Raw genomic sequence first — 14,446 nt, forward strand, 5'->3', positions numbered from 1 at the left:
TATTACTTAAGCTCAGCATAATAATCTTTTATTGAAATCGATTTTCCTGTTTCAACGACAATGCGAGCATGAGAGCCATTGAGATCTCGTGGATCTTCGACACCACAAGAATGTGCGATCATACCAACCGCTTTCATCATATTTTGCGCGTAATGCGCAACTCGTTCAGATTTTTCTTTCGCTACTAGGCCGCGTTGTAATTTTAAATCGTGGGTAGCAACACCGGTAGGACAGGTATTTTTATTGCATTGTAATGACTGAATACAGCCTAACGAAAACATAAAGCCGCGGGCGGTATTACAAAAATCAGCCCCGCTACATAACGCCCATGCAACATCAGCCGGATTAACTAATTTACCGGCGACAAATACTTTAATGCGCTCACGTAAACCGTATCGTTTTAGGGTGTTGATCAATAAAGGTAAGGACTCTTTTATACTCATGCCAACATCATCCATCAAGGTCATCGGAGCGGCACCTGTGCCACCATCACAACTATCTAAAGTGATAAAGTCAGGCGCTTGTTCTAAACCTTGATCTTGAATGGTTTGGCATAAGGTATCAATCCATTCAGGTGAGCCCATTACCACTTTAAATCCTACTGGCTTACCGGTAATTTTTCGAACATGATTAATTTTGGTTAACAGCGATAAATCATCATGTATATCAACATGGCGATTAGGGCTTATTGACGCTTTACCTACTTCAATACCACGCACTTCTGCTATTTCAGCCGTCACTTTATCGCCCGGTAAAATGCCACCTTTGCCAGGTTTTGCTCCTTGAGAGAGTTTTATTTCGAACATTTTTACTTGTGGATAAGCAGCTACTTTAGCCAGTTTTTTATCATCTAAATGGCCTTTGTTATCACGTACCCCATAATTGGCGGTACCTATTTGAAAAATAATATCAGCACCACCTTGCAGGTGATAAGGTGATAACCCACCTTCACCGGTATTTAACCAAGTGCCAGCTTTTGCTGCGCCATAAGAAAGTGCTTGCACCGCAGGTTTTGAAATAGCGCCGTAGCTCATTGCTGAAATGCCAAAAAAGGCCGATGTTCGCCAAGGGGTAGGGCAATTTTCACCTACAGTGACGGTTTTTGGGGTTACTGAATCACTACTTAAAGTTGGGTAAGGGCAGTTTGAAAAGAAAATATAGCCATTAGATTTAATATCCCGAGTGGAGCCAAAGGCTATAGTGGTACCTAAATTTTTTGCTGCTTTATATACCCAAGAACGCTGGGCGCGATTAAAGGGTAATTCTTCTCTGTCCATGGCAAAAAAGTATTGACGAAAAAACTCACCTAAATGTTCAAAAAAATAACGAAAACGGCCTACTACCGGATAGTTACGTCGAATTGCTTGTTTGGTTTGAAAACGGTCAACTATATAAATAACGGCAATAGTTATAACTAACAAGCCTAAACAACAGATGAAGATAAATGCTAGCCATTCAAAAACAACTTTGGTGAGATTAAGCCAAGATTCAGACATGAAGCGTTCCTTAAAAAGCAAAAATAAAACGCAGGCAGTTTACCTGTTTTTTCAAGAATAAATAAAATGTTTGTTGTTTTAATTTATTTCAACAGCAAGCATTAAAGTACTTGCTGTTGGTGGGCGAGTATCGATTATTTTTTATCGTGTTCATGAGTGGTTTGTAAAACGGGCGGCAGCATACCTTTGAGTAAACGACCAAAAATATCGGCACCGGTAATAATGCGTTTTTCTTCGCCCCAAATTAATAAAACGTCATGCTCAATAACACCATCAAAGTGTTTATCGATAGAGGTATTTACTTTAATTTGCAAAATGGCTTCATTTAACGAGGTTTTTTCATCAAGGATCACCACCGGACGATGACAATAATTATATGGGTCAAAGGTTTCTGGCTGAAATAATGCTGCGCGTGAAAAACCATCAGCATCAATAACTAACAAAGGAATACCTTCTTTGTTGGTTAAAATAACCCAGCTGTAATGGGTTTCATTAAGCTGCTTTAAAAACGGATCATCTGGCGAATTGGTAATGGTTGGAATGATCGGTAAATCCAATTTGGTAGGTAATACAATAATGGATTTTGGATCGATAATTTCGCCTTCTTCGGTAACTTTAATTTCATCTAAACTGAAAAAATTAAGCGCGCCAATGCCTTCAACGTGGTTTAAGTCAGTTTCTTCAGCGGTGATGTGTTGGCGAATAATGCTACGTAATTCGCTTTCTTCAAAATATGTGATGCCTTCTTTACCTAACCAAGCGTCTAAAATAAAAGCTGTAGGGCGGGCAACTGGAAAAAACATAAATTGATAAAACTTAATAATAGGTGCCAGCATATGGCCCATTTTTAATGCATTACGTGAAAAATACGCTTGTGGGGTAATTTCACCAATAATGGTAATGGCAATGGTGGAAAATAAAAACGCGCTAACACCCGCTAAAACTGAATCAGACAACATGGTTAATAAAACATTAATGCCGACATTGCCCCATAAAATGGTGGCTAATAAATAGTTAGAATCGTTTCTTAAGCCTAAAACCGTTTTTGCAGCTTTATTGCCTTTTTTAGCTTCCACTTCTAAATGTAAGCGGCTAACTGAAAAGAAGGCTAAATTTAAACCTGAAAAAATAGCGGATTGGCTGATACAAAAAACTATGGCACACCAAATAATAATATCGCTAGACATTAGTTTGTTCCTATAAAATAAACGGTGGTAGCACCAAATATGACATGGTTAAGATTATCAGGGCTACTTTGCTCGAACTTTATCATGGACTTGTTAGTTAGTCGCTGAAAATTATACCAAAATAATGAACTAAATTAATGAGAGGTGCTATAGTCGCAAATAATGAGATTGTTAGGAGAATATGATGATTAAAAGCCTGTTAATAAGTCCAAGCAGCAAAGCAATTGTTGGTGGCACTGAATTAATTGAACAATGGCAAAATGATGAACAGACAACTCTTTGGCTTGATCTTGATAATGTTGATTTAGTGGAAGAAAAAGCGCTATTAAAACAGCTTAATTGTCATCCGCTAGCAATTGAAGATGCACAACGTGAACGCCATCCACCTAAAATAGAATTATTCGACGATTATATTTACCTACTTTATCGCGGTATTGTTGCAAAAGATGACGGTTTACGGTTTGAGCATTTACAAATTAGTTTATTTATCGGCCATCGTATTTTAATTACGCGCCATCCACAAAGCTCTTTAGCTATTAATACATTATTTAATGTTGGCAGTGAAAAATATTTAAAACGTGGTCCTGCGCATATGGCGATAAGATTATTCCATTGCAGTTGTGGTTTTTACTTAAAAGAACTTTTCACTTTTGAAGCTGAGCTGGAAAAAATTGAAGATAAGTTTTTATACAGTGGTAACGATAAAATGATGCGTCAAATCACCAGTTACCGTTCACAACTGGTTAAAATAAGACGAACCTTCAACTACCACGTTAGTATTGGAGAAACGTTAAAAGCTTATGTGGAAGATCAAGACACCAGTTTGATTGATAGTAAAGAGTCACACAATGTAACGGACTTACGTGAACGCTTAGATCGGTTATTAAGTTTGTCACAAATGTATTACGATATTTGTGGTGATTTAATTAACGGTTATATGTCGGTTACCTCGCATCAACTAAATGCAACAATGCGAGTGTTAACAGTGATCACGGCGTTGTTTGTACCACTTACCTTTTTGGCCGGTATTTACGGAATGAATTTCGAGTACATTCCTGAATTAAAAGCAGAACATGGTTACTTTATTCTCTTAGGCGTGATGTTTGTTATAACTGTGGTGTTATTAGTGTTATTTAAGAAAAAACGCTGGCTGTAAAGCTTATTTAACTTTACTTAAGGGTGCAATTAGCTAATGACTACTGATGAGATAGAAGAAAAAAAACTCAGCAAACTTTCTAAAGGTTATCCTTGGATAACTTGGTTAATGGCACTTTTATTAATTGTTATCGGTGTTTATTTAACAAAGGTTGGTTTCTTGGGCATAGAGTGGCTAAGTCGTAGTGGCTGTTTAATTGTACTGCTTGGGGTTTGGTCAGGTTTAGGTGGTATTATTCAAGAGCGGTTAATTTTAGGTAAATTAAATGTTCGCCATAAAATTTCGCTTGCTCATTTAAAAAGGCGTTTGCGAAAAAGTAAAGCGTCTGCTGAGCATATTGAAAAAGAAGTGCAAACCATTGAAGACGAGTTTGAAGATAAAATTGCTGTGCTCATGCAAACAGTACGTTTGCAATTAGGTATCTTAGAAGTATCGTTATTAATGACCGGAACCTTACTTTGGGGTTTTGGAGATTTATTTTTCCTTATCTATTAATGCTGTTTAGGAATGGTTAGTTTTTTATGAAATGGGTAATAAATGACAAATAAAGTATGGTGGGGTGAATTTTCCATCGCCGAACAACAACATCATTGTTGGCAGATTGGCGATCGTGCAATCATCATTAAACGCTTAAAAAATGAGTGGAATAGCTGGAATATAGAAACCAAGCAAGAAACTGATGGCAGTATTGTTCATCAAAAAAATTGCGCTATGCCAGCACTTGAACTTAGCGAAGATAAAAAAATATTTGGCCGTTATTTACAACAAAACAGTGCTGAAAAAATTCAGGTGTTTCCATTGTTAGCGGATCGTTCTATTGTCGCACGGCCATCGTCACCGTTAACTTTATTGGCCGGCGAAAAAGCGCGATTATACGTCAGTACGCCCATTTGGTTTTGTGTAGAAACCTTACCGAAAAAAACACGTTTATTGGATGTTCCTTTTTGGCGACCGTCTGATTCTTGGTTTGGTTCGTCAACCATGGCTGGGCAATTATGTTATGCCAAATATACTACTGCACGTTTACAGTTAGATAACATTGAAAAACGTTCTCATCGTGCGATAACACCGATCACGGTTGTTAATCATCATACTAAAGCGTTAACCATTGATCGTATCAATGTGCCAGTTACCTTGTTGAATTTGTTTTTTGATCAACACCAGCAATTATGGACAACGGCGATTACCATCAAACGAGAAAATGAAGGTAATAATGTTGAACTGAATTTAGATCATGGCGCACCAGCTGAAGCATTAACAGCCACCTTAATTGGTGCGGCTAGAGATACCGCTGAGCACAATACCTTAATCCGTAATATTAGTAGTTTATTTGGTTAAAATGAGAGTGTAATGGAAGAAATAATTCAGTTTATTGATTTAATAAAAAGCTCGTATTTTTATGCGCCACTGCAAGCTTTTCTGTGGTTAATTATTGGCTTTTTTGTCGCGCGCTTGATCAGCCGAGGCGTGGTTAATATCATCGAAGACAAAATGTCTGCGCATGGCAAATTATTATTAAAGCGCGCTATTTTTTACGGAATTTTGATTTTAGTATTGGCGTCAGCATTAAAGCATATTGGTATTGATCTAAGTATTTTATTAGGAGCAGCGGGTATTTTTACCGTTGCCCTTGGCTTTGCTTCTCAAACCTCAGCATCAAACTTGATCAGCGGCTTGTTTTTAATGATTGAGCGACCGTTTTCCATTACGGATGTCATCAAGGTTAACGATATTACCGGCGAAGTTATTTCTATTGATTTGTTATCGGTAAAACTGCGTACCTTTGATAACTTATTTGTCCGTATTCCAAACGAAAGCATGATCAAAAGTCCTGTTACTACCTTAACTAAATTTCCTATTCGCCGAGCCGATCTAAAAATTGCCATTGCTTATAAAGAAGATATTGAAACGGTGCGTAACATTTTGGCAGATATCGCGCAAAATAATCATTTATGTTTAGAAGAGCCAGCTCCGTTATTTATTCTGCTAGGGTTTGGTAGTTCATCAGTTGATATTCAGTTTTCAGTATGGTCGCGCCGTGAAAACTTTTTAACCTTAAAAAATACCATGTATGAAGAAATTAAAAAGACCTTCGACCAATTGAATATTGAAATACCGTTCCCTCATATGAGCTTGTATGCAGGGGCTGCTAGTAAGCCTTTTACAGTAAGCTTAGCAAGTGATGATAAACCGGTTAGTCAACGAAACGAAGTTGATGAAGATAAAGATAGAGAGGGTAAAAGTTAATAGCCAAGCTTAATCATTCCCTCTGAAATTTTGCGGAACTAATTTCATGGTAAATGATTTATAAAGCCTTCAGATCAAACAGATAAAAAACGCCAATGATGAAAATCATTGGCGTTTTTTATCGTATATGTTGTTAGGCCTAATGCGTAGTAGTTAACGATATATCAGCGTTGGTAACCACATCGACAATTGAGGAATAAACGTCACTAACAACAATACAATCACTAACGGAATAACAAAAGGAATTGTCGCTTTAGTACATTCTTCAAAAGGCACATTGGTTACGCGTGAAAGTACATACAACACCATACCGACCGGCGGGGTTAATAAACCAATCATTAAGTTTAATACCATAACCACACCAAAATGCACGGGATCAATACCTAAACTTACGGCAATTGGCAGTAAAACCGGCGTTAAAATGGTAATGGCAGCAATGGTTTCCATAAAACAGCCAACCGCAAATAAAATAAAGGTCATCATTAACAAAATATAGGTTTTATTGTCTGTGATGGTTAACATCCAACGAGTAAAGTCTTCGGTCACATGTTGGGTTGTTAATACCCATGAAAAAATCGCAGCACCGGCAATAATTAATAAAATAATACTGGTAGTTTCAATGGTTTCCATACTCACTTTAACCAGCTTTTTAATGCTTAATGTTCGGTAAACTAAGGTACCTAAAATTAGCGAATAAACGGTTGCGGCGATTGCAGCTTCGGTTGCGGTAAAAACGCCAAATAAAATACCGCCAATAATAATGACAGGGGTCATTAACGAAAGAAATGCCGCTTTAAAGGTGGTTGCTACTCGCGGAATACTAAAACTGGCATCTTTTGGGTAATTACGTTTTTTAGCGTAATAGGCCACCATCGCCATTAAGGCAAGTGCCATTAATAAACCAGGAATAAAACCTGCGGCAAACAATTGTCCTATTGATGCCCCCGCCATAACGCCATAAATGATCATCGGTAAACTAGGTGGAATAATTGGGCCAATGGTTGATGAAGCGGCGGTTACCCCGACAGAAAACCCAGCGTCGTAGCCTTTCGCGCGCATGGCTTTTACTTCAATTGCGCCTAAACCACCAGCATCAGCAACGGCAGCACCTGACATGCCAGCAAACAGGATCGAGGCACTAACGTTAACATGGCCTAAGCCGCCCCGCATCCAACCGACTAATGAATTGGCAAAATCAAAAATACGGGTGGTTATTCCCGCTGAATTCATCAACGCACCGGCTAACACAAAAAAGGGTATCGACAGTAATGGGAAGCTGTCCATGCCACCAACCATGCGGTGTAAAACCACTAATTCAGGTACTTGGCCATGGTAAATAATGGCTAATAAGGCAGAACCCGCTAACGCAAAAGCGACGGGGAAGCCAATAATAATCATAACAAACAGAGAAATTAATAATATTGCAATAACCATGAGAAACCCTTAATCGCAAGACGTTAAATTATCATCAGCTTTTTCACTGGCTGGTGATGATAAAATGTTGAATAAATATTGGCTGCTTCGAAAAATCATTATGCACAAACAACCTAAAACTATGCCGTATAACACACTCACTGGCACAGGTAATGAAGCCATGCGATGAATGCTAATTAATGGAATAATTTGCCAAGCAAAGTAAGCTAGTGTTGCAAGGAATAGTAGATTCACAAAGGCAATAACACGGTAGATATTGTGCGAAAGTTGACGTGGCAACCAGCGATGAAACAGCATCACAAAAATATGGCTGTTGTTTCTAATACCAATACAACTGCCAATAAAACCCAAACAAACTAATTGATAACGAGCAAGTTCTTCTGTCCAACCTAAAGGTGATGAAAAAACATAACGACTTAAAAATTGGGAAAATACCGTTATTGCTAACAACCAAAAAAGAATAAACGCTAACCAATCTTCAATTTTATAATCAGCATAAGAAAAGCTATCGTCTTCTTCAATATGAAAAGCACTGACCTGATTTTCAGCGGCTGTTTCAGCTTCTCTATTGGCTTGCTGACTACTTGATGTTTTGTAATCGGTCATAAAATTCGACTCCTAATGTTTCTTTAACCGCTTGATGTGAAGGCAATACCTCTGTGCGGAACAGGCTGCGATCAACGGTTAAAACTTCTGTACCTTGTGCTTCAAACCAAGCAATTAAATCTTGCTCCGATTGGCGAGTATCAGCCGAAACATTGGCGGCTGCTTGCTTGAGTGTTTCAGAGAATATTTTTTCATCTTCTGGAGATAATGACGCCCATAAACGATCACTTGCTACCGTTAATACCGAGCCTTGTAAATGGCCGGTTAAGCTAATGTATTTTTGTACTTCGTAGAATTTTTTTGCTTTTATCGTTGGTAGTGGATTTTCTTGCGCATCAACAACACCTTGTTGTAAGGCTAAATACACTTCAGAAAAAGCAATTGGGCTAGGGTTAGCGCCTACCGCTAATGGGAACATTTTATAAATAGAGGCGTTAGGTACACGCAACTTTAAATTTGCCATATCGGCAGGTGTTAAAATAGCTTTGTTTGAGGTTAAGTGACGTTGACCATAATAATTATTGCCGACAACCCGATTACCGTTTGACGCTTTTTTATAGCCTTCAATTAATTCAGCAAACAAATCACTGTCATTAAAATGTAGCCAGTGTTCATAATCGCGAAAAATATACGGTAATTCAGATAATGCCATTGGTGGATAACTTTGGGCTGCAAAGCTAGTACCGGTATAAATAATATCAACAGTACCTAAACTTAAACTTTGATTAAGCTCAGCTTCTTTGCCCATAATTGAAACGGGAAAAACATCAATGGCATAACGACCATTAGTTTTACGTTCAATTTCTTTAGCGGCCCATACCGACCATTTATGTAATGGCTCAGATTGCTCATAAACATGTCCCCATGTTAATTGTTTTACTTTTTCTTTCGCTAATGCCGCTTTATTAAAGAAAATTAACGCGAGTACTACTATGCTAAATAAGGTTAATTTTACGTAGTCTTGTTTACGTAAGTGGAGTTTAAAAACAGACATTGAAATGCCCCATATTGCAATTGTCGTTATTATTTTAGTGTCATATCCTGTTACTAAATGGCTATTAATGCAAGTTATAATGGTAATTATTTAATGTTAATTGTTGACTAAGTGTTGTTTGTTGTTTGAATATAAAATATCTTATTCATATTGGTAAATACTTAGCGTTATTGTTTTTAGACCCATCGGAGAAGCGCTTGAGCAAAATCACTTCTTCGTTAGTGCTTTTTATAAGGGAACGACCATTATTACAAAGCACGGCCTTGAATTGATATCGCTCAAGTGCTCTGAAATACGCATCTTGAGTGGTAACGGGTATATATCAGTTTGAATTGTTGATTTTAGTATCACTTAACAGTCAAAACCTACTTAAATGGATGAAGAGAATACTTATGCTAGAACTTAATATAAACAACGAAACCTATAAAGTTGAAGCGCCAGATGAAATGCCTTTGTTGTGGGTGTTACGTGATTTATTAAAAAAAACCGGCACTAAATTTGGTTGTGGTATTGGTCAATGTGGCGCTTGTACTATTCATCTGAATGGTCAGGCAATGCGAGCCTGTATTACGCCTGTTGGTGTAGCTAAAAATGCCAAAATAACCACCATTGAAGGTGTTGACGATAAAGGCCAGCATCCTATTCAAATTGCTTGGAAAGAAAACAATGTACCACAATGTGGTTATTGCCAATCAGGCCAGATCATGAGCGCGTTAACGTTATTAGAAAACAACAAAGCGCCAACAGATGAAGATATTAACAATCACATGTCAGGTAATATTTGTCGATGTGGTACTTATCCTCGTATTAAACAAGCGATCAAACAAGCGGCTGCGGTATTAGCAACAAACGAGGGAGATAAATAATGAAAACATTTAAACTTTCTCGTCGTGACTTTTTAACCTATAGCGGTGTTACCGGAAGTGGGTTGTTGTTAGGCTGTAACTCAACAGCGCCATCACCGGTCGCAAAATTTCAGCAAACGGCTGATAATACACCACATAGGTTAAATATTTTTGTTGCCATTAAACCTGATAATACCGTTGAAATTGTTAGCCACCGCTCTGAAATGGGACAAGGTTCTAGAACCGGCATTCCACAAGTTGTCGCTGATGAATTAGAGGCTGATTGGTCGCAGGTTAAAGTAATTCAAGGTTTAGGTGATAAACGTTACGGTGATCAAAATACCGATGGCTCAACCAGTATTCGTAAATTTTACGATAAATTACGCGAAATGGGTGCAGTAGCTCGAACTATGTTAGAGCAAGCTGGTGCCGATTATTGGCAAGTTTCGGTTGCACAGGTTTACGCCAAAGAAAATCGTATTATTAATAAACTTACCGGCAATTCACTTTCTTATGGTGACTTAGCTGAGCTCGCCAGTAAACAGGCCGTGCCAGATATCGCTTCGCTAACGTATAAATCACCAAAACAATTTAATTTTATTGGCAAGCCAGTACCTATTGTTGATTTAGAAGATATTGTTACCGGTCAAACAGAGTTTGGTATTGATGTTGACCTACCTAATTTATTAATTGCTTCTATTGAGCGTTGCCCTGTTATTCATGGCCAAGTAAAGTCGTTTGATGCTTCGGCGGCACTGAAAATTCCTGGCGTTGTTGATGTAATTGAAATGCCAAAAACACCAGAAACCGTAGTTTATTTTCCACTTTCTGGTGTTGCGGTATTAGCGACTAATACTTGGGCTGCGCAACAAGGACGGAAAGCGTTAAGCATTGAATGGGATTTAGGGAAAAACCAAAGCCATGATTCAGATAAAGGTTTTGCTACTTTTAAAGATAATTTAAAAAATGCCCCGCAATTAGTTGCTAAACGTGGTGATGTAAAACAAGGTTTTGCTAACGCAAGTCAAATCATAGAAGCGCAATATCAAACACCGTATTTAGTACATGCACCCATGGAGCCGCCAATGGCGACAGCATGGTTTCATGACGGTATTTGTGAAGTATGGGCTTGTGTGCAAGATCCGCAGGCAGTTATGGCTCAAGCGGCAGCAATGACTAAATTACCGGAAGAAACCTTTGTTGTTCAACCTACGTTATTGGGTGGAGCTTTTGGCCGTAAATCAAAAACAGATTTTGCTAATGAAGCTATTTATCTTGCCGATAAAACCAAGCAACCGGTTAAAGTTGTTTGGAGTCGAGAAGATGATATTCAATTAGGTTATTACCATGCTGGTGCGGTGGAAAACATTAAAGCTGGATTAGATGAAAATGGCAAAATTACCTCATGGCAGCAGCAGGCCGCTTATCCAACCATAGCCTCAACGTTTGATCATAAAAACAATACGCCACAAGATTTTGAATTAAGTTTAGGTTTTGGCGATCTTGCTTACGACTTTGACAATGTACTGATGGAAAAAGCTGAAGCACAAGCGCCTGTGCGCATAGGTTGGATGCGTTCAGTGTGTAATATTCAGCACGCTTTTGCCTTAAATAGTTTTCTTGATGAAATAGCGCATGCGGTCAATAAACCGACAGCGCAGGTGATGCTGAGTGCGTTAGGTGAAGATCGAGATATTAATCATAAAGCACATTATGATTTTAACTTTACTAACTATGGTGAAGAACTCACTCGACACCCGTATTCAACGGCTCGCTATCGTAACGTTTTAGAAACTTTAATTGCCAAAGTGCCGGTAAATGAAACCTTACCTAAAGGGCAAGGCTGGGGCATAGCTGTTCACCGAAGTTTTGTGAGTTATGTTGCTGTTGCTACCAAAGTGGCGGTGGTCAATAATCATTTAACTATCAAAGAAATACATTGTGCCATTGACTGCGGTTTAGCGATTAACCCTGATCGAGTGAGATCACAAATGGAAGGAGCAATGATCTTTGGTATGTCGATAGCGTTAATGGGTAAAGTTGATATTAAAAACGGCGCAATTGTGCAGTCAAACTTTCATGATTACCCGATAACTCGTATCAATCAAGTGCCTGAAATTATAGTTCATTTAGTGAATCCAAAAGACCACGTACCTAGCGGCGTGGGTGAGCCTGGTGTACCACCGGTTGCGCCAAGTATTGCCAATGCGGTATTTGCCGCCACAGGGCAGCGTTATCGTGAATTACCGTTAAATCAGTACTTAACTGTTTAGCTCTTCACATTTCTTTCACATAAATTTGTCATTGCCTTGATGACAGCTATGGAAAATCCCTCTTAGTGAGTTATTTATTAAGAGGGAATTCCTATGAACACCAAGTCAACCAAAAGCCCCATAATGTGCGTAACTTTATTAAACGCTGCGATATGGACCCCGCTTTATGCAGAAGAAAATAATCAACCAGCTAAAAATGATGAAATAGAATCTATCGAAGTAGTCGCTACCAAGCCCGATGGTATTGTTATTTCATCAAAGCAAATGGTTACTATGCCCGGTGGTTTTGGTGATCCGCTGAAAGCGTTAGATGCTTTACCCGGTGTGGTTTTGGCAACACCAAGTAGCGGAGGACCTATTGCACAGCCAGCAATACGGGGGAGTTCACCACGCGATAACCAGTATTTAAGTGACTTTTTGCCGGTTGGTTATGTTTTTCATCGCGATAGCTTAAGTACCTTTAATCCTGAATTAATTGAAAGTTTTGAATTAAAAACATCCGGTTGGTCAGGTGAATATAATGATGCTATTGGTGGTGTTATTACCACACAGCTGCGCGATCCTGCTTTTGACCAAGCACAACTGTTCCTCGATTTAAGTATGATCCGTTCTGGGGTTTTGCTTGAGTCACCGATAACCGACAATAGCGCTTTTTATTTATCTTACCGTGAATCATTAATTCATCATTTTGTTGATGATATGGTTGAAGATGAAGAATTTACCTTTTCACAACCGCCACGCAATCATGACTATCAAGCTAAGTTTGTTTGGGATATCAACCTCAATAATACCTTAAAATTAGTAGCGTCAGGCGCTGAAGATAAAGTAAGGCAAGCATATAACGACGGCGCAAGCGAAGTTGCTCGTAATCCTGACTTAGCCATAGGTGAAGGTTTTGCAAGTGATTACAACAATGTTGGCCTAATTTGGCAGAATCATTCTGCTTTAGGTGAAACAACCGCAGCCATTAATATGCTTTCAACAAGCTTGTCCCTCAATGAAGGGATAGCAGAGCAAAGTAAGTCAGATCTTGATGAAGTTTTATTAAAATCAACCACCATTACGCCCTTAGAAAATGGTGTTTTACATTGGGGTGGAGAATATAAGCAACAATCCATTGAACAAAAAAATAAAAGCCGTTTACAAGCCTGTAATAGCGAATTTGCTAATTGCTTACCGACTTCTTTTGCTCCGATTGTGGAAGACTTAACTAAAGTCGATGTAAAGTTTTTGTCGCTATTTAGCCATTGGCAACACACGTTAAATGAACATTGGCAAATTGAAATTGGCGGCTTATTAAATAACAACAATTTTACCGACGAAACCTTGGTAGAACCTCGTTTATCTGCACGTTATGCGCTTAATAACACAAGCAATATTAACTTTTCATTAGGGCAATACCACCAGTGGTTTCGAAATTATAATTATTTAAGCCCAGTGTTTGGTAACCCTGAGCTAGAACAAAGTAAAGCTAACATGATAGGGATCAGCTTTGATCAAAAGCTAGCGAATAGTTGGCAATGGAAATTTGATGTTTATTACAAACAATTAAAAGAACTAATTGTTGCTAACCCACAAGCACAACGTATTGATATTAGCGATGCTCAAGGAGACACTACCAGCTATTCAACAGCACAATTTACTAATGACGGTGAAGGCACAGCATGGGGCGCTGAATTTATGATAAATAAGTCGTTAGTTGAAAATTGGTATGGTTGGTTTTCACTTGCTTATGCCAATACCGAGCGAAAAAACAAATTAACCAATGAGTCATTCGAATATGAGTTTGATATTCCAGTGATCGCTAATTTAGTGGCGAAATATCAATTTAACGAGCGTTGGCACCTTGGTTTTAAATGGATATATCAAAGTGGTCGTCGTTACACGGAAGTACTCGGTGCTAATGCCATTTATCCACTCGTTAATGGCCAACCAGATAGCAGCCAAGCACCGTTATTTTATCAGCCGATTTATGGCGGCTTTAATGGCCAACGTCGTGATGCCGGACATAGGTTAGATGTGCGCTTAGATTACTTCACCGCTATTGCGCAATACCCTGTGAATGTATATGTTGATATTCTTAACTTATATGGTCATCAAAAAGTACAAGAAGATGAGTGGAATGCCGATTACACTGCGTCAATTGATGATTATGAGTTTCCAGATGAAACCTTCTTAGGATTTGGTGTTTCAATTCGTTTTTAAAGG

Annotated in this window: 12 protein-coding genes; 7 read left to right on the top strand and 5 right to left on the bottom strand. The window is 38.5% G+C overall.

The features are described 5' to 3' along the window. Positions 1 to 2: 2 nt before the first annotated feature. Positions 3 to 1,496 (bottom strand): FMN-binding glutamate synthase family protein, encoded by a 1,494-nt coding sequence (locus ACSLUO_RS01985; RefSeq protein ID WP_448245707.1) that lies wholly within the window; start codon positions 1,494 to 1,496, stop codon positions 3 to 5. A 134-nt stretch (positions 1,497 to 1,630) separates the two neighbouring features. Continuing rightward, positions 1,631 to 2,683 (bottom strand): DUF21 domain-containing protein, encoded by a 1,053-nt coding sequence (locus tag ACSLUO_RS01990; protein ID WP_448245709.1) that lies wholly within the window; start codon positions 2,681 to 2,683, stop codon positions 1,631 to 1,633. Positions 2,684 to 2,864: 181 nt separating this feature from the next. Between ACSLUO_RS01990 and ACSLUO_RS01995 the strand changes: the two genes are divergently transcribed. The 4 genes from ACSLUO_RS01995 to ACSLUO_RS02010 are packed head-to-tail and all read left to right on the top strand — an operon-like array spanning position 2,865 to position 6,086. Continuing rightward, positions 2,865 to 3,839: a magnesium transporter CorA family protein gene (locus ACSLUO_RS01995; protein WP_448245711.1), complete on the top strand. Its 975-nt coding sequence runs from the start codon at positions 2,865 to 2,867 to the stop codon at positions 3,837 to 3,839. Between the two features lie 36 nt (positions 3,840 to 3,875). Then, positions 3,876 to 4,334, top strand: a complete 459-nt coding sequence (locus ACSLUO_RS02000; protein ID WP_448245712.1) for a hypothetical protein — start codon at positions 3,876 to 3,878, stop codon at positions 4,332 to 4,334. 42 nt (positions 4,335 to 4,376) lie between these two features. Next, positions 4,377 to 5,177 (top strand): DUF432 domain-containing protein, encoded by an 801-nt coding sequence (locus ACSLUO_RS02005; RefSeq protein ID WP_448245714.1) that lies wholly within the window; start codon positions 4,377 to 4,379, stop codon positions 5,175 to 5,177. 12 nt (positions 5,178 to 5,189) lie between these two features. Next, a complete protein-coding gene (locus tag ACSLUO_RS02010; protein ID WP_448245715.1) occupies positions 5,190 to 6,086 on the top strand; it encodes a mechanosensitive ion channel family protein in 897 nt (298 codons plus the stop codon). A 153-nt stretch (positions 6,087 to 6,239) separates the two neighbouring features. Here ACSLUO_RS02010 and ACSLUO_RS02015 read toward each other — a convergent pair whose 3' ends face one another. The 3 genes from ACSLUO_RS02015 to ACSLUO_RS02025 are packed head-to-tail and all read right to left on the bottom strand — an operon-like array spanning position 6,240 to position 9,120. Next, complete coding sequence (locus ACSLUO_RS02015) at positions 6,240 to 7,520, bottom strand: TRAP transporter large permease (protein ID WP_448245717.1); 1,281 nt, start codon at positions 7,518 to 7,520, stop codon at positions 6,240 to 6,242. Positions 7,521 to 7,529: 9 nt separating this feature from the next. Then, positions 7,530 to 8,126 carry a TRAP transporter small permease gene (locus ACSLUO_RS02020; RefSeq protein ID WP_448245718.1) on the bottom strand — a complete coding sequence of 199 codons (597 nt, stop codon included), beginning with the start codon at positions 8,124 to 8,126 and terminating at the stop codon, positions 7,530 to 7,532. After that, entirely contained in the window at positions 8,101 to 9,120 is a 1,020-nt protein-coding gene (locus tag ACSLUO_RS02025; RefSeq protein WP_448245720.1) for a sialic acid TRAP transporter substrate-binding protein SiaP, read from the bottom strand. Before ACSLUO_RS02025 ends, ACSLUO_RS02020 begins: the two co-directional genes overlap by 26 nt. Positions 9,121 to 9,512: 392 nt before the next feature. On the opposite strand from ACSLUO_RS02025, the gene ACSLUO_RS02030 reads away from it, so the two are divergent. The 3 genes from ACSLUO_RS02030 (at position 9,513) to ACSLUO_RS02040 (ending at position 14,443) form a co-directional block, all read left to right on the top strand. Continuing rightward, positions 9,513 to 9,986, top strand: a complete 474-nt coding sequence (locus ACSLUO_RS02030; protein WP_448245722.1) for a (2Fe-2S)-binding protein — start codon at positions 9,513 to 9,515, stop codon at positions 9,984 to 9,986. Continuing rightward, positions 9,986 to 12,238, top strand: a complete 2,253-nt coding sequence (locus ACSLUO_RS02035; RefSeq protein WP_448245724.1) for a xanthine dehydrogenase family protein molybdopterin-binding subunit — start codon at positions 9,986 to 9,988, stop codon at positions 12,236 to 12,238. The genes ACSLUO_RS02030 and ACSLUO_RS02035 overlap by 1 nt, the downstream gene beginning before the upstream one ends. Positions 12,239 to 12,331: 93 nt before the next feature. Beyond that, positions 12,332 to 14,443 carry a TonB-dependent receptor plug domain-containing protein gene (locus ACSLUO_RS02040; RefSeq protein WP_448245725.1) on the top strand — a complete coding sequence of 704 codons (2,112 nt, stop codon included), beginning with the start codon at positions 12,332 to 12,334 and terminating at the stop codon, positions 14,441 to 14,443. Positions 14,444 to 14,446: the final 3 nt, after the last annotated feature.

This window comes from Thalassotalea agariperforans (assembly GCF_053470345.1).

Bases quoted from the DNA above. Each gene is read 5' to 3' on its own strand.
- ACSLUO_RS01985 (WP_448245707.1), bottom strand. From the start codon at position 1,496: ATGTCTGAATCTTGGCTTAATCTCACCAAAGTTGTTTTTGAATGGCTA.
- ACSLUO_RS01990 (WP_448245709.1), bottom strand. From the start codon at position 2,683: ATGTCTAGCGATATTATTATTTGGTGTGCCATAGTTTTTTGTATCAGC.
- ACSLUO_RS01995 (WP_448245711.1), top strand. From the start codon at position 2,865: ATGATGATTAAAAGCCTGTTAATAAGTCCAAGCAGCAAAGCAATTGTT.
- ACSLUO_RS02000 (WP_448245712.1), top strand. From the start codon at position 3,876: ATGACTACTGATGAGATAGAAGAAAAAAAACTCAGCAAACTTTCTAAA.
- ACSLUO_RS02005 (WP_448245714.1), top strand. From the start codon at position 4,377: ATGACAAATAAAGTATGGTGGGGTGAATTTTCCATCGCCGAACAACAA.
- ACSLUO_RS02010 (WP_448245715.1), top strand. From the start codon at position 5,190: ATGGAAGAAATAATTCAGTTTATTGATTTAATAAAAAGCTCGTATTTT.
- ACSLUO_RS02015 (WP_448245717.1), bottom strand. From the start codon at position 7,520: ATGGTTATTGCAATATTATTAATTTCTCTGTTTGTTATGATTATTATT.
- ACSLUO_RS02020 (WP_448245718.1), bottom strand. From the start codon at position 8,126: ATGACCGATTACAAAACATCAAGTAGTCAGCAAGCCAATAGAGAAGCT.
- ACSLUO_RS02025 (WP_448245720.1), bottom strand. From the start codon at position 9,120: ATGTCTGTTTTTAAACTCCACTTACGTAAACAAGACTACGTAAAATTA.
- ACSLUO_RS02030 (WP_448245722.1), top strand. From the start codon at position 9,513: ATGCTAGAACTTAATATAAACAACGAAACCTATAAAGTTGAAGCGCCA.
- ACSLUO_RS02035 (WP_448245724.1), top strand. From the start codon at position 9,986: ATGAAAACATTTAAACTTTCTCGTCGTGACTTTTTAACCTATAGCGGT.
- ACSLUO_RS02040 (WP_448245725.1), top strand. From the start codon at position 12,332: ATGAACACCAAGTCAACCAAAAGCCCCATAATGTGCGTAACTTTATTA.